Source organism: Streptomyces sp. SJL17-4 (genome assembly GCF_036826855.1).
In the GTDB taxonomy this organism is placed as follows: domain Bacteria; phylum Actinomycetota; class Actinomycetes; order Streptomycetales; family Streptomycetaceae; genus Streptomyces.
This window is the reverse complement of record NZ_CP104578.1, coordinates 7,885,742-7,906,983: the sequence shown is the minus strand read 5'-3', so window position 1 is coordinate 7,906,983 and position 21,242 is coordinate 7,885,742. Positions and strand designations below refer to the sequence as shown.

General features: G+C 71.7%; 24 protein-coding genes. 9 read left to right on the top strand and 15 right to left on the bottom strand.

The features are described 5' to 3' along the window. Positions 1 to 60 precede the first annotated feature (60 nt). Entirely contained in the window at positions 61 to 1,347 is a 1,287-nt protein-coding gene (locus N5875_RS35470; RefSeq protein ID WP_338498395.1) for a YncE family protein, read from the bottom strand. Between the two features lie 259 nt (positions 1,348 to 1,606). Here N5875_RS35470 and N5875_RS35465 point away from each other — a divergent pair, with 259 nt between their 5' ends. After that, on the top strand, positions 1,607 to 2,230 hold the full coding sequence (locus N5875_RS35465; protein ID WP_338498394.1) for a CBS domain-containing protein: 624 nt from the start codon (positions 1,607 to 1,609) through the stop codon (positions 2,228 to 2,230). Between the two features lie 165 nt (positions 2,231 to 2,395). On the opposite strand, the gene N5875_RS35460 is transcribed toward N5875_RS35465, so the two are convergent. The 4 genes from N5875_RS35460 to N5875_RS35445 all read right to left on the bottom strand — a co-directional run bounded on the left by N5875_RS35460 (position 2,396) and on the right by N5875_RS35445 (position 5,520). Continuing rightward, a complete protein-coding gene (locus N5875_RS35460) occupies positions 2,396 to 2,695 on the bottom strand; it encodes a DUF1876 domain-containing protein (RefSeq protein ID WP_318211594.1) in 300 nt (99 codons plus the stop codon). A 162-nt stretch (positions 2,696 to 2,857) separates the two neighbouring features. Then, positions 2,858 to 3,682 carry a maleylpyruvate isomerase family mycothiol-dependent enzyme gene (locus tag N5875_RS35455; RefSeq protein WP_318211593.1) on the bottom strand — a complete coding sequence of 275 codons (825 nt, stop codon included), beginning with the start codon at positions 3,680 to 3,682 and terminating at the stop codon, positions 2,858 to 2,860. A gap of 126 nt (positions 3,683 to 3,808) precedes the next feature. Further along, positions 3,809 to 5,155, bottom strand: a complete 1,347-nt coding sequence (gene lysA / locus N5875_RS35450; protein ID WP_318211592.1) for a diaminopimelate decarboxylase — start codon at positions 5,153 to 5,155, stop codon at positions 3,809 to 3,811. Positions 5,156 to 5,169: 14 nt separating this feature from the next. Next, a complete protein-coding gene (locus N5875_RS35445; protein ID WP_338498391.1) occupies positions 5,170 to 5,520 on the bottom strand; it encodes an SAV_915 family protein in 351 nt (116 codons plus the stop codon). Between the two features lie 390 nt (positions 5,521 to 5,910). Between N5875_RS35445 and N5875_RS35440 the strand changes: the two genes are divergently transcribed. Both N5875_RS35440 and N5875_RS35435 read left to right on the top strand, forming a co-directional pair. Beyond that, positions 5,911 to 6,606, top strand: coding sequence for a type 1 glutamine amidotransferase domain-containing protein (locus N5875_RS35440; RefSeq protein WP_318211590.1), 696 nt, complete (start codon positions 5,911 to 5,913; stop codon positions 6,604 to 6,606). A gap of 166 nt (positions 6,607 to 6,772) precedes the next feature. Further along, positions 6,773 to 7,657: a LysR family transcriptional regulator gene (locus N5875_RS35435; protein WP_338499363.1), complete on the top strand. Its 885-nt coding sequence runs from the start codon at positions 6,773 to 6,775 to the stop codon at positions 7,655 to 7,657. 39 nt (positions 7,658 to 7,696) lie between these two features. Here the strand turns inward: N5875_RS35435 and N5875_RS35430 are convergent, their stop codons facing one another. Continuing rightward, positions 7,697 to 9,784, bottom strand: coding sequence for a heavy metal translocating P-type ATPase (locus N5875_RS35430; RefSeq protein ID WP_338498388.1), 2,088 nt, complete (start codon positions 9,782 to 9,784; stop codon positions 7,697 to 7,699). Between the two features lie 96 nt (positions 9,785 to 9,880). Between N5875_RS35430 and N5875_RS35425 the strand changes: the two genes are divergently transcribed. Next, the gene (locus tag N5875_RS35425; RefSeq protein WP_318211588.1) at positions 9,881 to 10,252 is read left to right on the top strand and encodes a metalloregulator ArsR/SmtB family transcription factor; all 372 of its coding nucleotides are present in this window, start codon (positions 9,881 to 9,883) and stop codon (positions 10,250 to 10,252) included. 3 nt (positions 10,253 to 10,255) lie between these two features. Here the strand turns inward: N5875_RS35425 and N5875_RS35420 are convergent, their stop codons facing one another. The 3 genes from N5875_RS35420 to N5875_RS35410 all read right to left on the bottom strand — a co-directional run bounded on the left by N5875_RS35420 (position 10,256) and on the right by N5875_RS35410 (position 11,942). Further along, positions 10,256 to 10,621, bottom strand: coding sequence for a DUF1801 domain-containing protein (locus N5875_RS35420; protein WP_318211587.1), 366 nt, complete (start codon positions 10,619 to 10,621; stop codon positions 10,256 to 10,258). A 140-nt stretch (positions 10,622 to 10,761) separates the two neighbouring features. Further along, positions 10,762 to 10,965 carry a cold shock domain-containing protein gene (locus N5875_RS35415; RefSeq protein WP_030213732.1) on the bottom strand — a complete coding sequence of 68 codons (204 nt, stop codon included), beginning with the start codon at positions 10,963 to 10,965 and terminating at the stop codon, positions 10,762 to 10,764. Between the two features lie 275 nt (positions 10,966 to 11,240). Beyond that, positions 11,241 to 11,942, bottom strand: coding sequence for a 2-phosphosulfolactate phosphatase (locus N5875_RS35410; RefSeq protein ID WP_318211586.1), 702 nt, complete (start codon positions 11,940 to 11,942; stop codon positions 11,241 to 11,243). A 142-nt stretch (positions 11,943 to 12,084) separates the two neighbouring features. Here N5875_RS35410 and N5875_RS35405 point away from each other — a divergent pair, with 142 nt between their 5' ends. Further along, the gene (locus N5875_RS35405; RefSeq protein ID WP_338498383.1) at positions 12,085 to 13,995 is read left to right on the top strand and encodes a propionyl-CoA synthetase; all 1,911 of its coding nucleotides are present in this window, start codon (positions 12,085 to 12,087) and stop codon (positions 13,993 to 13,995) included. Here N5875_RS35405 and N5875_RS35400 read toward each other — a convergent pair. The 3 genes from N5875_RS35400 to N5875_RS35390 all read right to left on the bottom strand — a co-directional run bounded on the left by N5875_RS35400 (position 13,985) and on the right by N5875_RS35390 (position 15,258). After that, positions 13,985 to 14,488 carry a hemerythrin domain-containing protein gene (locus N5875_RS35400; RefSeq protein WP_338498380.1) on the bottom strand — a complete coding sequence of 168 codons (504 nt, stop codon included), beginning with the start codon at positions 14,486 to 14,488 and terminating at the stop codon, positions 13,985 to 13,987. The two genes, N5875_RS35405 and N5875_RS35400, sit on opposite strands and share 11 nt — an antisense overlap. 77 nt (positions 14,489 to 14,565) lie before the next feature. After that, a complete protein-coding gene (locus tag N5875_RS35395; protein ID WP_318211583.1) occupies positions 14,566 to 14,919 on the bottom strand; it encodes a PRC-barrel domain-containing protein in 354 nt (117 codons plus the stop codon). 60 nt (positions 14,920 to 14,979) lie between these two features. Then, a complete protein-coding gene (locus tag N5875_RS35390) occupies positions 14,980 to 15,258 on the bottom strand; it encodes a hypothetical protein (protein WP_338498377.1) in 279 nt (92 codons plus the stop codon). Positions 15,259 to 15,462: 204 nt separating this feature from the next. Between N5875_RS35390 and N5875_RS35385 the strand changes: the two genes are divergently transcribed. Beyond that, positions 15,463 to 16,047 carry a hypothetical protein gene (locus N5875_RS35385; RefSeq protein ID WP_318211581.1) on the top strand — a complete coding sequence of 195 codons (585 nt, stop codon included), beginning with the start codon at positions 15,463 to 15,465 and terminating at the stop codon, positions 16,045 to 16,047. 23 nt (positions 16,048 to 16,070) lie between these two features. Here the strand turns inward: N5875_RS35385 and N5875_RS35380 are convergent, their stop codons facing one another. Then, complete coding sequence (locus N5875_RS35380; protein ID WP_338498376.1) at positions 16,071 to 16,778, bottom strand: HAD family hydrolase; 708 nt, start codon at positions 16,776 to 16,778, stop codon at positions 16,071 to 16,073. Between the two features lie 294 nt (positions 16,779 to 17,072). Here N5875_RS35380 and N5875_RS35375 point away from each other — a divergent pair, with 294 nt between their 5' ends. Beyond that, positions 17,073 to 17,441 carry a PRC-barrel domain-containing protein gene (locus tag N5875_RS35375; protein WP_318211579.1) on the top strand — a complete coding sequence of 123 codons (369 nt, stop codon included), beginning with the start codon at positions 17,073 to 17,075 and terminating at the stop codon, positions 17,439 to 17,441. Positions 17,442 to 17,568: 127 nt separating this feature from the next. Here N5875_RS35375 and N5875_RS35370 read toward each other — a convergent pair whose 3' ends face one another. Beyond that, a complete protein-coding gene (locus tag N5875_RS35370) occupies positions 17,569 to 18,792 on the bottom strand; it encodes a saccharopine dehydrogenase C-terminal domain-containing protein (RefSeq protein ID WP_338498375.1) in 1,224 nt (407 codons plus the stop codon). Positions 18,793 to 18,914: 122 nt separating this feature from the next. Here N5875_RS35370 and N5875_RS35365 point away from each other — a divergent pair, with 122 nt between their 5' ends. Both N5875_RS35365 and N5875_RS35360 read left to right on the top strand, forming a co-directional pair. Beyond that, complete coding sequence (locus tag N5875_RS35365) at positions 18,915 to 19,622, top strand: TetR/AcrR family transcriptional regulator (RefSeq protein WP_338498372.1); 708 nt, start codon at positions 18,915 to 18,917, stop codon at positions 19,620 to 19,622. Positions 19,623 to 19,782: 160 nt separating this feature from the next. Next, complete coding sequence (locus tag N5875_RS35360; RefSeq protein WP_338498369.1) at positions 19,783 to 20,172, top strand: VOC family protein; 390 nt, start codon at positions 19,783 to 19,785, stop codon at positions 20,170 to 20,172. A gap of 45 nt (positions 20,173 to 20,217) precedes the next feature. Here N5875_RS35360 and N5875_RS35355 read toward each other — a convergent pair whose 3' ends face one another. After that, positions 20,218 to 21,228 (bottom strand): GNAT family protein, encoded by a 1,011-nt coding sequence (locus N5875_RS35355; protein WP_338498367.1) that lies wholly within the window; start codon positions 21,226 to 21,228, stop codon positions 20,218 to 20,220. Positions 21,229 to 21,242 lie beyond the last annotated feature (14 nt).

The following is a 21,242-nucleotide window of genomic DNA, read 5'->3' as shown; positions in this document are numbered from 1 at the left end:
GTGAACGGGTGGGGGCCGGTCGGATCACCTCGTGATCCGACCGGCCCCCCTTGTCGGCTCTCAACTCCCGCTGGAGCCGCCCCAGTCGGCCGGGATGCGGGCGAGCCGTACGCGCTGCGGGTGGTCGCCGACGTCCACGGAGGCCACGCGTCGGCCGGTGGCGAAGTCGATCGCGGTGACGCGGTCGGCGCCGCTCTCGGAGATGACGCAGGACCGTCCGTCGCCGCTCACGGTCGCCCAGTACGGCTTGGAGGCCTCGACGAGCGGGCCCTCCTGGAGGGTGGCGCGGTCGACCACCGTGGCGTAGTCGTCCATCGTTCCCGCGACGCAGAGCTTGCTGCCGTCGGGACTCATCGAAAGGCCGTGGTGGCGCGAGTCGTTGACCCAGGTGGTGCGGTCGGGGTCGGTCTTCGGGTTGCCGGGGAGGACCTTGGCCCGGGTGATGCGGTCGGTGGTGACGTCGTACTCCAGGAGGCCGTTGTAGAACGAGACCTGGAGGTAGAGCTTCTTCTCGTCCGGGGTGAAGGCGACGGGCCGGACGGCGTCGGAGAGGTCGCCGCGACCGAAGGCGTCGAGCCGCTCGCGCATGTCGATGACGCGGACGGTCCTGAACGTCGTGGCGTCGACGACGGTGATGCGGCGGTCGCCCTTGGTCCAGTCGAGCCAGGGGGCGTCGAGGGCGGTGGTGACCTCACCGATGGACATGTTCCACAGGAGTCCGTCGGAGGTGAAGACGTTCTCGTGGGGCTTGTCGCCCGTCGTGAAGGAGCCGATCTCGCGGCCGGTGCCGATGTCGAGGACGTGCACCGTGTTGGCGGTGGACGCGGAGACGGCGACCCGGGTGCCGTCGGGCGAGACGGCCATGTGGTCGGCGCGGTAACCGGCCACGGGGAAACGCCAGTTGATCCGGCCGGTGCGCAGGTCGAGGGAGACGACATCGGCGAAGCTCGGCCGGGAGACGACCATGGAGGAGCCGTCGGGGGTCGCGTACATGTCGTCGACGAACTGGTCGTGGCCCTCCCCGGGACCGCTGCGGACACCGAGGAAGAACGCGAGCTTGATGGGGTTCAGATAGATCTCGCGGAGTCGTTCCTCCTTGTCGGGGATGACGTTCACCCGGCCGATGCGGTGGAAGTCGCCCTGGGCGGCGATGACGTCGGCCGTTCCGTCCCAGTTGTTGCCGACGAACATCGCCTCACGCAGTCCGGCGGCCGGCGGCGCCTCGGTGGTGACCGCACCGGGGGCGGCCGATCCGGTCCCGCCGGCCGTGGCGACGAGGGCGACGGCCACCGCGAGGGCGGCGGCGAGGCGCCGGGGGCGGGCGGACGGCGTACGGGGAGAGGGCATACGGGGGTCCTTCTTCCGGCTCGAAGGGCTGACTTCACGGGCGACTGCGGACATTGACTTGAGGTGTGACGTGAGACGTGACGTGAGACGTGACGTGAGACGTGACTTGAGACGTGAGTTCAGGCGCGACTCGAAGCGTGACTTACCCGAAGTAACCATGTACATGACACGTCTTGCAAGTCCCTGTCGCCCCCTTGTCCCGCTCCGGCGCCCGGTAGGAGATCATGGACTCCGGAACCCAGAAGGGACGGAACGGACGATGAGGCACCGCAGTGTCGCCGACCTGATGACGCCGACCGCGGTGGCGGTGCAGCCAGGGACGTCGTTCAAGGAGATCGCGCGGCTCCTCGACGAGTACGGCATCACCGCCGTCCCGGTGGTCGACGACGAGAACCGGCCCGTGGGCGTGGTCTCCGAGGCCGACCTGCTGCGGCGGCACACCGCGAAGGACGGGCCGAGCACCGCGGAGGCCATGATGTCGAGCCCCGTCGTGACGGCCAGGCCCTCCTGGACAGCCGTCGAGGCGGCCCGGCTCATGGAACGGCACCGGGTGAAGCGGCTGCCGGTCGTCGACGCGGAGGGGCGGCTGATCGGGGTGCTGAGCCGGAGCGATCTGCTCCAGCTGTTCCTGCGGAGGGACCGCTCGATCCAGGAGGAGATCCGCGAGGACGTGGTCGTCCGCATCCTGCGCCTCTCCCCCTCCGCCGTCCACATCGACGTCGACGAGGGCCGGGTGACGCTGAGCGGCACGCTGGACCGCGCGGGGATCGGCCCGATCCTCGTCCGGCTGTGCGAGACGGTGGACGGGGTGGTGGAGGTCGAGGACCGGCTGACGTACGAGGACGAGGAACGCGACCGGGCGGGGACGGACGGGACGGCATAGAGGCCAGGGCCGGGCGGGGACGGACGGGACGGCACAGAGGCCAGGGCCGGGCGGGACCGAGGGGCCGGGCGTAGGGCGAGCACCGGTCAGGGCACAGTGGACCCCGGGCCCGGCGCCTCGGTCACGTGCCGCCGGGTCCTCGCCTCGCGGGTGACGGCGGGCCGGTCAGGAGACCGCCTCCGGCCAGCCGTAGCCGGGTCCGGTGTGCTGGGGTACGGTCCCGGCGCCCACCGCCTCCATCTCCCGGTTGGCCTCGCGCATGAGCTTGCCGGCCAGGTCCTTCATCGCCCGGCTCGCCGCGAGTTCGTCACCGATCGCCGGAACGTCGACGTCCGACGGGTTGCAGCGGGCGGAGCCGTGACCCGTGAGGGTCGAGTTGCCGGTCAGGAGCCGGGCCTCGGCCTTGGTCGTGCCGTCCTCCTCGACCAGCTCCACGCCGACCGTCCACTCCAGGGTGCGGGTCATGATCTGCCTCCTCGCACGGCCGGCCTCGCGCGACCGAGGCGCGGCCCCTTCCGATACCTCCAGGATCCACCGGTCCGGGTCGAGCGGCACGCCGCGCGGCGGGGCCGGTCACGGACCCGGACGGCACCCGCACGCTCGGTGGCCGACCGGGGCGTGGAGGCCCTACGGGGCCCGGAAGAGGCGCGGGAAGCGGGGAGCGAGCCAGGGCCTGCGGCCCCAGCCGAGCGCCTTGCCCCGGGCGATCACGGGCCAGGGGTCGATCCGGCCCAGGCCGAGGAGGAGGAAGGCGACCGGCTCCGTGAGGAGGGTGCAGTCCGGACGTCGGGGCGGCTCGTGGGTGACCTCGACGGCCCCGTCCGTGACGAGGACGCCGAAGGCCGGGCCGCTCCGGAGCCGTACCGCGAAGCGGGCCGTCAGACCCTCCACGGCGGCCGGGTCGGTCACCCGGGGCATCGCCTCGATCATGAACGGCAGGGTGAGGTCGACCCGGTGCGCGTCCAGCATGTGGGGGCGGCCGACGGCGCGGGCCAGGTCGTAGCCGTGTCCGAGCATGTGTGTCAGGAGGTACGAGCCGAGGACGGCCGGACGCATGGCGCCGAGCGGGGTGGAGAGGAGCTCCTCCGGGTCCCGGTCCTCCACGGACACGAGGAAGGCCTCGGCCTGGGCGGTGATCATCTCGGCGAGCGGGCCCGGCGCCCGCTCCTCGAATCCGGCGAGCGCGCGTGCGTTGGCGTCGGCGAGGCTCCCGGGAGTGCCGTCGCCATGGCGGCGCTCGTGTCCGGCGGCCAGGTCGGCCATGAGCGCGTTCGCCTGCGCCAGGTGGGCGGCGGCCTCCCCGAGGGTCCAGATGGAGCGGGGCACGGGCAGTCCGGCGCCGTCCGCGCCGGGGGTCGCGCGCAGCACCGTGGCGATGTCCTCCGCCGTCCCCCGTATCGCCGCCGCGAGCCCCTCGGGCAGCACGCCGACCCCGCCCACTCGTCCCACCATCACTCCGTACCCCTCCCGACCCGATGGCCACGGCGGCCCCACGTGGGGCCGCCGGTTGGTCACGGACCGTACCAGCGAGTAGGGCCCTCGGCACCGGTCACGGCGACGGCGGGTTCCGGTCGACAGCTACAGGCCGACGTCCCGGGCCCGGAGGTCCTCCAGCGTCTCCCTGCGCACCAGGAGTCGCGCATGACCGTCGAGCACGGCGACGACCGGAGGACGGCCCACGAGGTTGTACGAGGAGGCCATCGAGAGGTGGTACGCGCCGGCCACCGGTACCGCGAGCAGGTCGCCCGGGTGGGTGTCGGCGGGCAGCCGCACGTCCTCGGCCAGGATGTCACCGGCCTCGCAGTGGCGGCCGACGACCGTCACGCTCTCGCTGTCGGCCGCCGAACGCCGGCCGATCAGGCGCGGGGCGTAGCGCACCCCGTACAGCGCGGGTCGCGGGTTGTCGCTCATCCCGCCGTCCACCGCCACGAAGGTCCGACCGGGCGTGCGCTTGACCGCGAGGACCCGGTAGACGGCGACTCCGGCCGGTCCGGAGACCGCACGGCCCGGCTCGATGACGAGGCGCGGGACGGGAAGGCCGGCGGCGGCGCAGCTCTCCGCGAGTGCGGCGCGGACCTTCCGGGCGAGCGCGGTGACGTCGAGGGCGGGCTCGCCGGGGCGGTACGCGATGCCGTGACCGCCGCCGAGGTCGAGCTCCGGCAGGGTGACCCCGTGGGTGTCGCGGACCCTGGCCATGAGGCCGACGAGCCGCCGTACGGCCACGAGATACGGCTTGACGTCCGTGATCTGCGACCCCAGGTGGCAGTGGATCCCGGTGAGTTCGAGCTGCGGCTGGTTCAGGATCCGGGCGATCGCGTGCTGGGCGTGGCCGTCCCGGAGGGAGAGGCCGAACTTCTGGTCGTCGGAGCCGGTACGGATCTTCCGGTGGCCGCCCGCGCTGATCCCGGGCGTCACGCGGACCATGACCTTCTGACGGCCCCCGGTACCGACCGCGGCGGCGATGCGCGCGATCTCGGCGGGGGTGTCGATGACGATCCGGCCCACGCCGAGTCGTAGTGCGGTGCCCAGGTCCTGCGGCGATTTGGCGTTGCCGTGGAGCAGGATCCGTTCGGCGGGGAAGCCGGTGGTGACGGCGAGTTCCAGCTCACCGGCGGAGCACACGTCCAGGCCGAGTCCCTCCTCCTCCACCCAGTGGGCGAGGGCGCGGCACAGGAAGGCCTTGGCCGCGTAGTGGATGTCGGCGTCGGGGAAGGCGCCGCGGTAGGTGCGGCAGCGTGCGCGTACCTCGGCCTCGTCGAGGACGTACACGGGGGTGCCGTGGCTCTCGGCGATCCCGGTGAGGGGCACCCCGCCGACGAGGAGGCCGCCGTGGGGCTGCTCGGTGGTGGACGCGGGCCAGACGGAGAGCGCGCCGGGAGGGGTTTCGGTGGTCGCGGAGCGGGGCCGGGTGTCGAGCGTGGTCATCTCCGGATCTCCCGTCAGCTCGCGAGCGCGGTCAGGGGCCGCGGCAGCGGCTCCGGCAGGGGTACGGAGGCGGCGGCGGGCCGCGGAGCCGTCAGCACCGGGTCGATCCTCAGCTCACGGACGTCCAGCGGCTCGATCAGTGCCCGCAGCGCGGGCTCCGACAGCCGGATCCAGGGCTGTTCGGCGCCCAGGACGGCCGTCAGCCGCGCCGGGTCGGTGAACGCGACGGCGGTCCTGCCGCCGACCGGCGTGCGGAACAGGCGGGTCACGCAGCCGCGGGTGCCCGGCCGGACGGGCACGCAGAGGCGTCCGGCCGGGAACGGTTCCCCGGGCTCGGGGTCGTCTCCGTACAGGGCGTCTGCCATGGGTTCCTCCCAGGAGCGAAACACGGTCCCCGGCACGGTCGCGCCGGGGTGTCTCCGACGCTATGCCCGGTGATCACCGCTCCGGGGTCCGTCCTGACGCGCCCCTGACGCGTGGGGGCCGCATGCATACACTCCGCTGACGTGCAGTCGTTCCTTCGGCCCACAGCACGGTCGCAGCCGGGGCCTTCCGCGGGCCGGGGAGAGGGGCGTATTCCCGTGGAGCCATCGGGGTTCCCATGGCAGCCATTGGATTCCGCATTGGAAAGGTCTCCGGGACGGGGCTACGTTCGAGGGCATCGCCACACCGACGGTCCCCGCACCGGGGCGCCGGCTGGGCGATCACCGCTCTCCGGGCCGGAACCCGGCCCGTACCCTCCCGGGAGAACCCTCATGTCCAAGATCCTTTTCGTGTTGACCGGCACCGACTTCTGGACCCTGGCCGACGGTACGAAGCACCCGACCGGCTTCTGGGCCGAGGAGGTGGCCGCGCCGTACGAGGCGTTCACGGCCGCCGGGTACGAGGTCGTCGTCGCCACCCCCGGCGGTGTCGTCCCGACCGTCGACAGGAGCAGCCTCGCCCCGGAGTTCAACGGCGGGCAGGAGGGCGCCGACAAGGTCGCCGCCGTCCTCGACTCGCTCACCGGGCTCCAGCACCCGATCCGCCTGGAGGACGTGGACCTGGCCGAGTACGCGGCCGTCTTCTACCCGGGCGGCCACGGCCCCATGGAGGACCTCTCGGTCGACGCGGCCTCGGGCCGGCTGCTCATCGACGCCCTGAACTCGGGCAAGCCGCTGGCCGTCGTCTGCCACGGCCCGGCCGCACTGCTCGCCGCCACGAAGGACGACGGCACCAACGCCTTCGCCGGCTACGAGGTCGCCGCGTTCACCAACGCGGAGGAGACCCAGTCCGGTTTCGCCGACAAGGCGAAGTGGCTCCTGGAGACCCGGCTGGTCGAGGCCGGCGTCGACGTCCAGGTCGGCGAGCCGTGGGTGCCGAAGGTCGTCGTCGACCGGAACCTCATCACCGGCCAGAACCCCGCCTCGGCCGCCCCGCTCGCCGACCGGGTCCTGAAGGAACTGGGCTGATACGACACCCGGACGGCCCAGACGCCCCGTACCCGTGAGGGTGCGGGGCGTCTGGCCATAGGGATGACAGTAGGCTTCCCGTGTGAGGCATACGGATCCTGATGGGCCGGTCGGCGTTCCCCGCCCCGGTGGGGCGACGCCCGGCGGCAGCACGGGGACGGCGGACCTGAATCTGCTGCGGACCTTCCTGGCGGTCTACCGCTCCGGCTCGTTCACCGCGGCCGCCGGGCTCCTGGGCCTGTCCCAGCCCACGGTGACCACCCAGATCCGCTCCCTGGAGCGGCAGACGGGCCGCGAGCTGTTCGAGCGGCTGCCGCGCGGGGCCGCCCCGACCACGGTCGCCCATGATCTCGCGGCCCGTGTCGCCGCTCCCCTCGACGCGCTCGCCGCCGCGACCGGCCATGACACCGCACCCCACGAGCGGGCCGCCCCCGTGCACCTGGCGGGCCCCGCCGAACTGCTCTGCACCCGCGTCCTGCCGGCCCTCGCGCCCCTGGCGGCGGAAGGGGTACGGCTCCGGATCACGCCGGGCCTCACCGAGCCGCTCCTCGACGAACTCCGGGCGGGACGCCACGACGTGGTGATCGCGACCTTCAGGCCGCGGGGACGGGCGCTGACCTCCGTACCGCTGATGGACGAGGAGTTCGTACTCGTCGCCGCCCCCGTCTGGGCCGACCTCGTCGGGGAGCGGCTGACGGCGGACGGCCCGGCGGCGCTGAACTCCGTCCCGCTGATCACATACGCCGAAGACCTGCCGATAGCCCGTCGCTACTGGCGCCACGTCTTCGGCAGCCGGCTCTCCCGCCCCGCCGCCGTCACCGTCCCCGACCTGCGCGGTGTCCTCGCGGCGGTCACCGCGGGGGCGGGGTTCACCGTCCTGCCCCGCTACCTCTGCGGAGCCGAACTGGCCTCGGGCGCCCTCGTGCCCCTGCACCACCCGGACGACCCGCCCATCAACACGGCCTACCTCACCCAACGCCCCGGCCGCCCCGCCAACCCCGACGTCACCCGCGTCCGGGACCTCTTGATCGAGGCCGGACGCGGCTGGTGACGTCGCGTCAGGACCTGGGCCGCCGCGCCGTACCACGACTCAGGACGCGGCCTCCGCGGACGCGGTCTCCGCGGGCAGGGACTCGGCACCTGCGCTCCCGGCTGTCGCCGTCTCGGCCGCGCGCTGCCACGCGGCCTCCCGGAGGAGGCGCAGGCCGTTGAGGCCGACGAGGACCGTCGAGCCCTCGTGGCCGAGGACGCCGAGGGGCAGCGGCAGGGTGCCCACGAGGTCCCAGAGCACCAGGCCGGTGATGAACACTCCCGCGATGACGAGGTTCTGCACGACCAGGCCACGGGCGCGGCGGGAGAGCGCGACGACCGTGGGGACGGTGGCGAGTTCGTCGCGGACGATCACCGCGTCCGCCGTCTCCAGGGCGAGGTCGGAGCCCGCGCGGCCCATGGCGACGCCGGTGTGGGCGGCGGCCAGCGCGGGCGCGTCGTTGACGCCGTCCCCGATCACCAGGACCTTGCGGCCGGCCCTCTCCTGCTCCTGGACGGCGGCGACCTTGTCCTGGGGCAGGAGTCCGGCCCGTACGTCGGTGATGCCGACATCGGCGGCCAGCCGGGCGGCGGCACGCGGGTTGTCTCCGGTGAGCAGCGTCGGCGCGGTGCCGGTCAGACCCGTCAGGGCGGCGACGGTGGCGGCGGCGTCCGGGCGCAGCCGGTCCGTGATGCCGAGGACGCCGACGGGCTTGCCGTTGACCTTGACCAGGACGGCGGTGTGCCCGTCCGCCTCCAGTTCGGCCGCGAGGCTCGCGGCCACGGTGGCCGCGGGGGGCACGGTGGCCGCGCGGGCCACGCGTACATCGTCGGCCACGCGTCCATCGTCTGCCCCGTGCAGGAGCCGGGAAGGTGCGCCGACCTCGACCGTGTCGCCGCCGACGGTGGCGGTGACACCGACGCCGGGCGTGGAGCTGAAGTCCTCCGCCGGCAGGAGCTGATGGCCGCGGGCGAGGGCCGCGAGGACGACCGCGCGGGCCAGCGGGTGTTCGCTGGAGTACTCGGCAGCCGCCGCGAGGGCGAGGAGCCGGTTCTCGTCCGCGTCACTCCCGCCCGCACAAGGGCGAACGGCCGTGACACGTGGGGTGCCCTCGGTCAGCGTGCCCGTCTTGTCGAGGGCCACGGCGTCGACCTGCCCGAGGCGCTCCATGACGACCGCGGACTTCACGAGGACGCCGTGCCGTCCGGCGTTGGCGAGGGCGGAGAGCAGCGGCGGCATGGTGGCGAGCACCACGGCACACGGCGAGGCGACGATCATGAAGGTCATCGCGCGCAGCAGGGCGTCGGTCGGCCCGGCGCCGAACGCGAGCGGCACGAAGAACACCGCGAGGGTGGCCACGACCATGCCGAGCGAGTACCGCTGTTCGACCTTCTCGATGAAGAGCTGCGTGGGGGCCTTGGTCGCGGAGGCTTCCTCGACCATCCGTACGATCCGGGCGATCACCGAATCCGAGGCGTCCCGCTCGACTTCGACGCGGAGCGCGCCGGTGCCGTTGAGGGTGCCGGCGAAGACCTCGTCGCCGGTCTCCTTGACCACCGGCAGCGGTTCTCCCGTGATGGTGGCCTGGTCGACCTCGCTCGCCCCGTCCAGGACGCGGCCGTCGGCCCCGATCCGCTCCCCCGGGCGGATCACGACGACGTCCCCGACCACGAGGTCCCCGGTCGCCACCGTCTCCTCGGCGCCGTCGTCGAGGAGCCGCGTCGCGGTGGTCGGGGCGAGGTCGAGCAGTCCGCGCACCGAGTCGGCGGTACGGGCGGTGGCCACCGCCTCGAGAGCGCCGGAGGTGGCGAAGATGACGATCAGGAGGGCTCCGTCGAGGACCTGTCCGATGGCGGCGGCGCCGAGAGCGGCGACCACCATGAGCAGGTCGACGTCCAGCGTCTTGTCCTTGAGGGCCTTCAGGCCCTCCCACGCCGGTTCCCAGCCGCCGGTGAGGTAGGCGGCGGCGAACAGCGGCCCCCACGTCCACGCCGGAGCGCCGAGCAGATCCAGGGGTAGCCCGATCAGGAACAGCACCAGGGCGGCCAGCGCCCAGCGGGCCTCCGGCAGTGCCAGGACACGGGTGCGGCGGCGTACGGCCGGGGGTTCGGTGGAGGGCCGCGCGGGTGTGGTCAGGGTGGAGGCCATGACAGAGGGAGTCCTTCACGGGAGGCGTCGTACGCCCTCACCGTACAGGAACACTTGAACATCCATTCATGTATCCGGTTCCGTAGGATGTCACCCATGGGCCACGGAGTGAACGCACCGGACAGCAGCGCGGAACCGCGCACCCGTCTGACCCCCGAGAACGCCCAGCAGGTCGCCACCACGCTCCAGGCACTGTCCACCCCGTCGCGGCTGCTGATCCTGGCCCGCCTGCGGGAAGGGCCGTGCGCGGCGACCGAACTGGCGGCGGCCGTGGGAATGGAACAGTCGGCCTGCTCCCACCAGTTGCGCCTGTTGCGCAACCTCGGCCTCGTCACCGGCACCCGCGAGGGCCGCTCCGTCGTCTACGCGCTCCACGACGACCACGTCGCGGGCCTCCTCGACCAGGCGCTGTACCACGTGGAACACCTGCGCCTCGGCATGACCGACGCGGCCGCGGCGATGCGCTGACGATCAGCAGATCGTGCCGGGGCGGACCGCGGTGGCCTTCAGGAGGTCACGCACCAGGTCGAAGTCGATCCGCTCGGGCTTCCTGAAACGCAGACACCCCTTGCCCATGTCCTGCCCCGCGAGCCGTTCCGTGAAGGCCTCGCGGACGTCGCCGCGCATGAGATAGAAGGAGATGTACTGCTTCTGGCCGGCGAAGGCGATCTCGGCGCTGCCGTCCCGCTCGTAGACCGGCATGCCGTACGCCATCGACTCCGTGAAGCCGGCCAGTTCCTCCTGGCACAGCTCCCGCAGCCGACGCAGCGCCTCCTGTCGGGGCGCGGGCACCTCGGCCAGGTATCCGTCGACGTCTTCAGCCTTGCTCTGCACCATACGACGAGCCTACCGACCCGCCGCCGACCGACGCCGACAACAAGGGCGGCAAACCCCGACGGCGCCCGCACAGGGTGCGGGCGCCGTCGACAGCGGGTCGCCGTCAGGAGGGAGACAAGCTCGCCGAAGCGGGCCGGGGCTCAGCCCCGGACGATGTTCTCCGCCTGCGGGCCCTTCTGGCCCTGGGTGATGTCGAAGGTCACGGCCTCGCCCTCGGTCAGCTCGCGGTAGCCGTTGCCCGAGATGTTGGAGTAATGGGCGAAGACGTCCGGTCCGCCGCCGTCCTGGGCGATGAAGCCGAAGCCCTTCTCGGAGTTGAACCACTTCACGGTGCCGCTGGCCATGCTCGTCCTTCTGGTCAGTCCGGCGACGGTCCGGGGTGGGACCGTCGCGGCACCCTGTCCACGGGCGCCACTCCGGTCCTCCCCAAACGCACGCCCCCCTACACCCGCCGATCCGATCTTGTTACATCCGATCGAGTGACCGGGGCCGGAGACCGGGGGCGGATGGTCAGAACTGGCCGTGCAGGTCCTTCGAGGGCACGCACGGGCCGCGTCGCACGCCCGGCCTGTCTTCCACCGATCGGAGCAGCCGGTCCGTGGGGGGACTTCGGCGGGGATCAGGCCGCGGCTTCGCCGGTCGGCGACGGCACGGCGTACGGGCGGAGGACCAGGAGGCCGTCCTCCGGGGTCGCCACCATGGCGAAGGGGAACCGGTCGAGTTCGAGGCAGAGGGCGACGTCGTCGGGGTGGACTCCTCGGCGCACGCCCTCCGTCAGCTCGGTGGCGGCGCGTGACGCGCCGGCGCGGCGGAGGTACTCGGCCGCGTCCGTCGCGGTCCCGGTGGCCCTGCGGGCGATGTACTGCGCGCACGCCAGGTCTTCGTCGGCCCGGCCGTCCTCACCCGTGACCACGAACGTGACAGCGTCGCCGTCGCGTGACCGCAGCATCCGGGCCGTCGCCTCCGCCACCACGAAGCCGGCGCACAGCACCAGCGACGCGTCCTTGACCGCGAGGGCACCGACCGTCCCGGCCGTCGTCTTCTGCACGACGGTCCGTCCGCCGAGGTCGACAGACCGCAGCAGACCGGGCGAGTTGACGGCGTCGAAGCCGGGCGCGGGCGGGCCGTCCTTGAGCGCCACCCAGTCCGGGTGAAGTTCCTTGAGCGCCAGGGCGTCGTCCAGCGACTCGGCGAGCACGATCTTCTCCGCCCCCTGGGCGAAGGCCCAGGCCGCCACGGTGTACGCACGCATGACGTCGATCACGACCGCCACGGACGGGGCTTCGGTCAGCTCGGCGATACCAAGAAAACGGGCGTCCATCCCGTCATGATCACTCATGCCCGACCCGAAGTGCCCCGACGTGCCCCGACAGTGGCACGCATCACGCTCGACCGCGCCGGCCGACATACGGTAGGCGTGCTTGCCACGGCGAGGGAACCTGACGCGACAAGAGGAGTCCGCGATGGGAATGTACGAGGATGTCATCCGTGCCAGTACGGAAGACCCGGAGACCTTCTGGCTCGACGCCGCCGAGGGCATCGACTGGGACGTGGCGCCGCGTCGAGCCCTGGACTCCTCGGGTGCTCCCTTCTACCGCTGGTTTCCCGACGGGCGGCTCAACGTCTGCTTCAACGCGCTCGACCGGCACGTCGAAAGCGGCCGCGGCGACCAGCCCGCGCTCGTCTACGACTCGCCTGTCACCGACACCCGGCGGACCTACAGCTACGCGCGGCTGAGGGACGAGGTGGCGGTCTTCGCCGGGGCGCTCGCCCGGCTCGGCGTGGGGCGCGGCGACCGGGTGGTGATCTACATGCCGATGGTTCCGGAGGCCGCCGTCGCGATGCTGGCCTGCGCGCGCATCGGCGCGGTCCACTCGGTCGTGTTCGGCGGGTTCGCCCCGCGCGAACTCGCCCTCCGCATCGACGACGCCGCACCGAAGGTGGTCGTCTCCGCCTCCTGCGGCATCGAGGGCAAGCGTGTCATCGCGTACAAGCCGCTGCTCGACCGGGCGATCGAGCTCGCCACCCACAAGCCGCAGAAGAGCGTGATCCTGCAACGGCCGCAGGAGCACGCCGAGTTGGGGCCCGACGACCTCGACTGGGCCGACCTGGTGGCCGATTCACCGTCGGCCGCGTGCGTCCCCATGTCCGCGAACGACCCCCTGTACATCCTCTACACCTCCGGGACGACCGGAAAGCCCAAGGGAGTGGTGCGTGACTGCGGCGGCTACGCGGTCGCCCTGCACTGGTCGATGGGCGCGGTGTACGACATCGGCCCGGGCGAGACCATGTTCACCGGATCCGACGTCGGCTGGGTCGTCGGTCATTCGTACATCGTCTACGCGCCCCTGCTGGTCGGCGCCACGACCGTCCTGTACGAGGGGAAGCCGGTCGGCACGCCCGACGCGGGCCAGTTCTGGCGCGTCGCGGCCGACTACGGCGTCAAGACCATGTTCACGGCGCCCACCGCCTTCCGGGCCATCCGCAAGGAGGACCCGGAGGGAACGCTCGCCGCGGACCACGACCTCTCCCGACTGCGCTACCTCTTCCTCGCCGGCGAGCGCCTCGACCCCGAGACCTACCGCTGGGCGAGCGCTCTCCTGGACGTCCCGGTGATCGACCACTGGTGGCAGACCGAGACCGGCTGGCCCATCGTCGCCAATCCGGTCGGAATCGAAGCCGCCCCCGTCAAACCCGGCTCCCCCACCCGCCCGCTGCCCGGGTGGGACGTCCGCGTCCTCGGCCCCTCGGGCGAGCCGGTGCCCGCCGGCGTCGACGGCGCGATCGTGGTCAGGCTCCCCCTGCCGCCCGGAGCGCTCCCCACCCTCTGGAACGACGACGACCGCTACATCGCCTCCTACTTGTCGGCCCACGACGGCTACTACCTGACGGGCGACAGCGGGCACATCGACGCCGACGGCTACGTCTTCGTGATGGGCCGCACCGACGACGTCATCAACGTCGCCGGGCACCGGCTGTCCACGGGCACCATGGAAGAGGCCCTGGCCGCCCACCCCGACGTCGCCGAGTGCGCGGTCATCGGCGTCGCCGACCCGCTCAAGGGGCAGGTGCCGCGGGGCTTCGTGGTCCTCAAAGCCGGCACGGACCGCGAACCCGGCGAGGTCGAGGCCGAACTCGTCCAGCTCGTACGCGACCGCGTCGGCGCCGTCGCCTCCCTCAAGGACGTGGCGGTGGTGGCCGCCCTGCCCAAGACCCGGTCGGGAAAGATCCTCCGCAAGACGATGCGGGGCATCGCCGACGGCCGCGACGAACCCGTCCCCTCCACCGTCGACGACGCGAGCGTCATCGACGCGCTGCGCCCCGTTCTCCGACGCACCGGTCACGGCGGCGCGGTGGATCACGTCAGCGGTTGACGATCTCGCGCACGTTCTCGATGTCGCCGCATCCCGAGGCCAGTTGCCTGGCGCGCTCCTCCTGGAACGCGGCGCCGAGCTCGGCCCGCCGCTCGTCGGGAACGTTCTCCCTCGCACCGTTGAGGATCGTACGTTCCTCCTCGTCGATGTGATGGGAGACCGCCTGCACCAGGTCCTCGAGCCGCGAGTCCCACTCGTCGGAGCCGACGTCCTCGACCTCCAGCAGGCGGAGCAGCGCTTCGTTCCCCTCGGCGTGCTCTTCCGTGCCGTGCTCCACCTCCTCGTTGTCGATGTCACGGAAGCGCTTGAGCGCTCCGTAGACTTCGGCCTCCTCCGCCTCGCCGTGTGCCACGAGCAGGGCGGAGAGCTCCTTCAGCGCGGCGGCGCGGTCGGACTCGACACTCCGCATGCGGCGGAACAGGTCCTCCATGGTCCGGTGGTCCCTGAGGATGACCGCGACGACATCCTGGTCCTCCTTGCTCCCGTCACTCACGTCGTCGTCCTCCCTGGTCGGGGTCGTCGTCGTCCGGGTCGCTCTGCCGGCCGGACACGGTTCGGGCACAGTCCTCGCTACATGTGCGGCTGGCCGTAGTACCGGGCGAACTGCTCAAGATAGGTCGGTTCGCCGCTCTGCTTGGACTCGTCGAATTCGGGGGCGTCCTTGATCTGGTCCTTCGTACGGTCGACGTAGACCTTCTCCTCGGCGGTGTCGATCAGCCTGATGGTCCCGGCAGGGAGGAGAACGCGCTTCCCGAAGATCCAGACTCCGGTGTCGACCACCAGGTACGAGGAGTCCACGTCGTCGGAGTGTTTGTCGATGTGCCCGATACCGCCGTCGGTCGCCTCGACCTTGTAGCCGATGAGATCGATCCCCTGCTCGTGTCCGGCGTTCGGGTGATAGTTCCAGATGCTGAACTCGCTCATGGCGATACCTCTCCGGTGTGTGAGGGATACGGCCACCACGCTGGTCTCGGCGCGGCGGGGCTACGCCGCTGCGGGCCGGGGGCGCGGGGCGATCCGGACGGGGCCGACGACCGTCAGCGGGGTCCCCAGGCCTTCGCACAGACGGCGCGCCCGGGCGAGCACGCTGAGCGAGGCCGGGGAGGGGTCCGACGTGGGCAGCTGTATCCGGATGTGCCTCGAAGCATGGGCGGCCAGCAGCGCCTCGATGTGCAGGATGGCGGCCGCGCGGCCGGTGACATCCAGGTCGCGCAGGAGGGTCACGTGCAGGACGCGATCCTCGAAGACATGGCTGATGAGCATGGACCCTCCTGCCACGGGTAGGTCCGCCTGCTGCCTCGGACCTCTGTGGGCGAGGGGGGCAGGGGGCGGTAGACCCAGTATCCGACAACCGGTGCGCGGCGGCGCGCGGGATGCGCGAGGAGGGGTGTACGCCCGCGGTTTCGGCGCACGTCCCGGGGGCAGCCGCCCGGGGAAGGCATCAGGTACAGGGAAGGGGGCCGGGCCATGTCCACAGGAACGGTTCTGGCCATCGTCATCGCGGCAGCAGTGCTGATCGTCCTGATCGCGACGGCGTTCGCGCTGGACCGTCGGCGTCGGCACCGGCTGCGCGAGCGCTTCGGCCCGGAGTACGACCGTACGGTCGACGAGGCGGGCAGCCGACGGGCGGCCGAGCACGACCTCGGAGAGCGTGAGAAGCGGCACGAGTCTCTCGACATCCGGCCCTTGCCCGACCACGTGAGGGAACGGTACCTGCGGGAGTGGGAAGGGGTGCAGGAGCAGTTCGTCGACCGGCCGGAGCAGGCGGTCCACGACGCGGACCGGCTGGTGACCGTACTCATGCGGGAGCGCGGCTATCCCACCGAGGACTTCGAGCAGCAGGCGCGTGATCTGTCCGTGGAACACGGCCGCGCTCTGGAGCGCTACCGGGAGGCCCATGAGATCGACGGGCTCACCGCCTCGCACCGGGCCACCACCGAGCAGTTGCGCGGAGCGATGGTCCACTACCGGGCCCTCTTCGACGAACTCCTCTCCGACGGCGACCAGGCCTCCGACGGAGACCAGGCCGACCCCGGAGGCCCCGAGCGGTAGGGTCAACCGGAGCTCCTCCCGGGTCAACCGGAGCTCCTCCCGGAAGGCTGACCGCCGGTCGAAGCCTGACCGACGGTCGCGAACGGCCCCGTACCGAGGTGGTCGAGAAGGTCGGTCGCGTCGTCGTACACGGCGGCGGCGCCCGCGTCCTTCAGGTCCGTGAGCGGGATGCCGCCGCAGAGCAGGCCGACGCAGACGACGCCGGCGTGTCGCGCGGCCTTCATGTCCCACACGCTGTCCCCGACGAGGACGGCCCGCTCCGGGGCCACTCCGACCAGCGAGAGCGCGTGCTCGATCGGGTCCGGCGCGGGCTTGCCCTCCTCCACGTCGTCGGCCGTGGCCGTGGCCGAGATCGCGTCGTCCGCGTCCACGGCCGCGCGGAGCGCCTCCAGCTCCCGGTCCTTGGCCGACGTCACCAGGACGACCTTCCAGCCGCTCCCCGCGAGGGTCCGCAGCAGGTCCGCCGCGCCGTCGAAGGCCTGGAGCCGCTCGAACCAGGTCCCGTACAGCGTGTCGTGGGCGGCGCTGAGGCGCTCGTCCTCCGACCTGTCCCGGTCGGGGCCGAGCAGGTGCTCCAGCAGCTTCTCTCCCGGCAGGCCGATCGCGCGGTGGACGGCATGCGTCGGGACGTGGTGTCCGCCCTGACGCAGGCCCTCCCACCAGGCGACGACATGCAGGGCGTTGGAGTCGACAAGGGTTCCGTCGACATCGAAGAGCGCGGCGCGGTCCATGTCCTCGGCTCCTTGCGAAGGTCTGCGTTCGTCATCCGGAATCCGCCGCCCCTTCCGCCCCATACCGTCACGGACTCCGCGGTCACCCCGCGAGTACCCGGCGAAGCACGGCTCATGCGTGTCGCGGCCACCCCGGACGCGGCCCTTCCGCCGGAGAGCGAGGGGCATGGGCCGCCCGGGCCGGGGCAGGCGGAGTACAGGCGAGCATGCCACTCGCCACGCACGAAGCACGGAAATGAGAGGACGGCGGGGAACCACAGGCCGTCCTCCGCCTACCGGAGGAGTTGTTTTCGCGTGACCGAGCACGTGTGGAGCTACAAGTCGACCGCGGGCCACCTGGCCGGTACCGATCTGACCGGCTACAAGGTCGAGGCGACCGACGGCAGTATCGGCAAGGTGGACAAGCACTCCGACGAGGTCGATGACGCCTATCTGGTCGTGGACACGGGTGTGTGGATCTTCGGCAAGGAAGTCCTCCTGCCGGCCGGCTGCGTCGTCCGGATCGACGTCGAGGAGCGGAAGATCTTCGTCGACAGGTCCAAGGAGCAGATCAAGGACGCTCCCGAGTTCCACCGCGACAAGCACCTGGACGACCCCGACTACCGCCAGGAGCTGGGCAAGTACTACATCCTGGGCGGCCCCTTCGGCAACCGCATCGTCTGAACCCTTGGCGCCACGGAGGGCCCGAACCCGACGAGTTCGGGCCCTCCGTCGTCTGCGCGCGGCACCCGGACGGTCGGCCGCGTCCCGAGGGGCGGGCGGCAGCGCCGCCACCGCCGATCTCTAGGCCCTAGGCCTCGTCGCGCAGCCCCCACGGAGACCCGTACGCGTTCAGCAGGTCGAGGAAGGGGTGCGGCGGAAGGGCCTCCGGGCCGAGGACACCCTGCCCGGCCCAGGCGCCGGTGGCCAGGAGTTCCAGGGCGACGACGGGGTTGACTGCCGTCTGCCAGACGACGGCCTGGGAGCCGTACTCGCGCATGGACCACTGGTTGTCGACCACGTGGTAGAGGTACGTCTCGCGCGGCGCGCCGTCCTTCGTGCCCTTCACCCAGGTACCGGCGCACGTCTTGCCGGTCATCCGCTCCCCGAGGGTCGCGGGGTCGGGGAGGCAGGCCGCGACGACGTCGCGCGGCGAGACGCGTACCGGCCCGTCCCTGCCCGGCACGGTGACTTCGGCGGTGGAGTCGAGGCCGAGTTGGTGGAGCGTCCTGAGCTTGGCGATGAAGTCGTCGCCGAGGCCGTACTTGAAGGTGACGCGGCGCGCGTCCACCCAGCGCGGGACGAGCAGCACCTCCTCGTGCTCGACGTTCACGCACTCCACCGGCCCGATGCCCTCGGGGAAGTCGAAGACCTCGGGCTCGCTGAACGGGGCGGTGGTGAACCAGCCCCGTGACCTCTCGTAGACCACGGGCGGGTTGAGGCATTCCTCGATGGTCGTCCAGATGCTGAAGGACGGGGCGAAGTCGTAACCCTCGACGGTCAGGTTCGCGCCGTCGCGGATGCCGATCTCCTCGATCTCGTCGAAGAGTTCGTCGGCGGCGTAGCGGGCGAACACATCGGACAGTCCCGGTTCGACGCCCATGCCGACCAGGGCCAGCCTGCCGCTCTCCTCCCAGCGCCCCGCCAGCGCGAACTGTTCGTCACCGAGCTTCACACCGCATTCCTCGTACGGCCGCTCCGGGTGGGGCGCCGACAGGGACATGGCCATGTCCAGGTAGTGGGAGCCCGCCTCCAGCGCAGCCTCGAAGAGGGGCATCACGAACCTCGGATCGGTGGCGTTGAGCAGCACGTCGCAGTTCTGCTCGGTGAGCGCCCGCCGCACCGCCTCCTGGTCGGACGCGTCCAGACGCAGCGCGCTGAAGCGGCCGGCCCGCTCACCCAGTGCCGCGACGGCGGCCTCGGCGCGGGCGAGGTCGTAGTCGGCGACCACCATGTGGCCGAGAAAGTCCCTACGGGCCGCGATGCGGGTGACAGCGGTTCCGACGCCGCCTGCGCCCACGAGAAGTACTCGCACGTCTTACACCTTCCTTGCGGGGAGGCGGATGCCTCCGGGCAGGGCTGATGCAACGGGATGGCACAGGTTAAGGTCAATGGCGTTGGCATAAGGCGGCCGGACGACGAAAGCGAGGGGCGGACGTGGCGAAGCAGATCGTTCCGGAGGGGGCGCGCCGTCGGCGGCGTCCCACTCACGGCGGCACCGTGCTGTCCGAGGAGCTCTTCGTGCGGGCCGCCCTGCGTGTGCTGCGGGAGCACGGCAGCACCGGGTTGACGGCCCGCCGTCTGGGTACGGCGCTGGGCGCCGACCCCAGCACCCTCTACCGGTACTTCGCCGGAATGGACGATCTGACCCGTGCCATCGGCGACGAGCTGATGGGGCGGGCGCTCGACGGCTGGGAGGCGACCGGGGACTGGCGGGTGGACCTGCGGGCCCTGGGCCTGGCCGTCCACGCCTCGTATCTCGCTCACCCGCATGCGGCCGTGCTCACCGCCAGCCGGGTGAGCGGCCGGCCGCGCGAGATCGCGGTGGACGAGGCGGTCCTCGGCATTCTGCGGGGCGCCGGGCTGTCCGATCCGGCGGCGGTCCGCACGTATCACGCCTTCATCGACCAGAGTCTCGCCTTCGCCGCCCTGGACGCGGGCTCGCTGGCCCTGACGGACGAGGCGCGCGCGGAGGACGAGGCGATGTGGCAGTCGACGTACGCGCGCCTGCCCGCCACGTCGCACCCCCACATCGCCGCCACGGCCGGCCTTCTCGCCCGGAGCATGCCGCACAGCGCCTATCCGGCGGTTCTGGAGATGCTGCTCGACCACACGGCGGCGCAGCTGGCCCGGACCGGCCCCTGACGTCTCCGCTCCGTGGCCTGCACCGGCGACCAGGAAATAGACTGAATCACCTACGGAGAACGGCGTCACGGACAGCGACTAGGATCTACGGCGGCATCGCGTGCCGGTCACCGACCGGGTGCGGCATGGAGGTGCCGGGAGATGCCCTCGGAGGCATTCCTTGTCAGTCGAGCTGAACCACACGATCGTCCACGCCCGGGACAACCGGGAATCCGCGGAGTTCTTCGCGAACCTGCTGGGCCTTGAGATCACCGCCGAGTGGGGGCCGTTCATCGCGGTCGATCTGAGCAACCACGTCACGCTGGACTTCGCCACGATCCCCGCGGACCGGATCACCCCGCAGCACTACGCCTTCCTGGTCTCCGAGGAGGAGTTCGAAGCGGCGTACACACGGATCAGGGAGCGCGGCATCGAGCACTACGCCGACCCGCACCGCACCCAGCCCGGCACGATCAACCACCATGACGGTGGCCACGGCGTGTACTTCATGGACCCGGTGGGTCACCTCATGGAACTGATCACCGTGCCGTACGGCGGCAGCCCCTCGTAGGCGATCCCACCGGGGCCGTACCCCGGGTCCCACCGGGGCTCTCCGTCATTCGGTGACGGTGACCGCGGGGGTGGTGACGGTGACCGCGGGGGTGGAGGGCGCGTCGTCCCAGGCCAGGGACGACATCCTCCATCCCTCCGGGGTCAGGAGGTACTGGGTGGTCTTGTGGCCGGAGCCCTCGAACCACTCGCCGTTGTGGTAGCCGGACTTGCGGTACTCGCTGAAGCGGTGGGCGATCGATCCGAAGATCTCGGTGCGCGCGGCGACCTCCCACTCGGAGAACTCCGTCAGCGTGCCGTCGGTGAGCATCTTCTGACGGGGTTCGATGAACGCGTCGAGATCGTGGATCACCGGTTCGCTTCCGACGTTCGCGATGATCCTCCCCTCCGGAATGAAGACGTCGCGGATGACACCGAGGTCGGGCCGCGTGCCACCGGTGTTGGTGAAGGCGCCGACGAACACGCCCATCAACCGGTCGAGTTCGGCCTGGACTCCAGATGCGGTGTCTTCCCCGGCCGTCGGCCACTCCTCGGAGAGGACGGACCAGACCTCGATGTCGTGGCGCACCCCTCGGTACGGAGAATGCCGCCGCAGTACACCGTCCCGGGTCATGCCGAGCCGGCGCGCGGCCCCGATGCTGCGGGTGTTGCCCGCCGCGGCCCACCACTCGACCCGGCTCATCCCCCGCTCGGTGAAGGCCCAGTCGATCAGTGTCCGGCAGGCCCGGTTCACCAGGCCACGCCCCTCCCCCGCCTTCTCCAGCCAGCAGCCGATCTCACAGACCCCTGAGGTGCTGTCGAAGCGGGTGAACATGACGCCGCCGACCAGGGTGCCGTCCAGCCAGATGCCGAAGATCCCGCCGGCGTCCGTGGCCAGCCGGTCGGCGTAGCGCTGGAGGGTGGCCGTGGCGGAGGGCAGGTCGGTGCTGAACGTCGCCCAGGGGATCCACGGGTCGACGGTGTCCCGCGCGCGGTCGATGTGGGCGAGGAACTCCTGCGCCCGCCAGGGCTCCAGGGGGCGGAGGCGGGCACGGTCGCCGATGGGCAGAGTGAACATCCGAACGTCGCTCC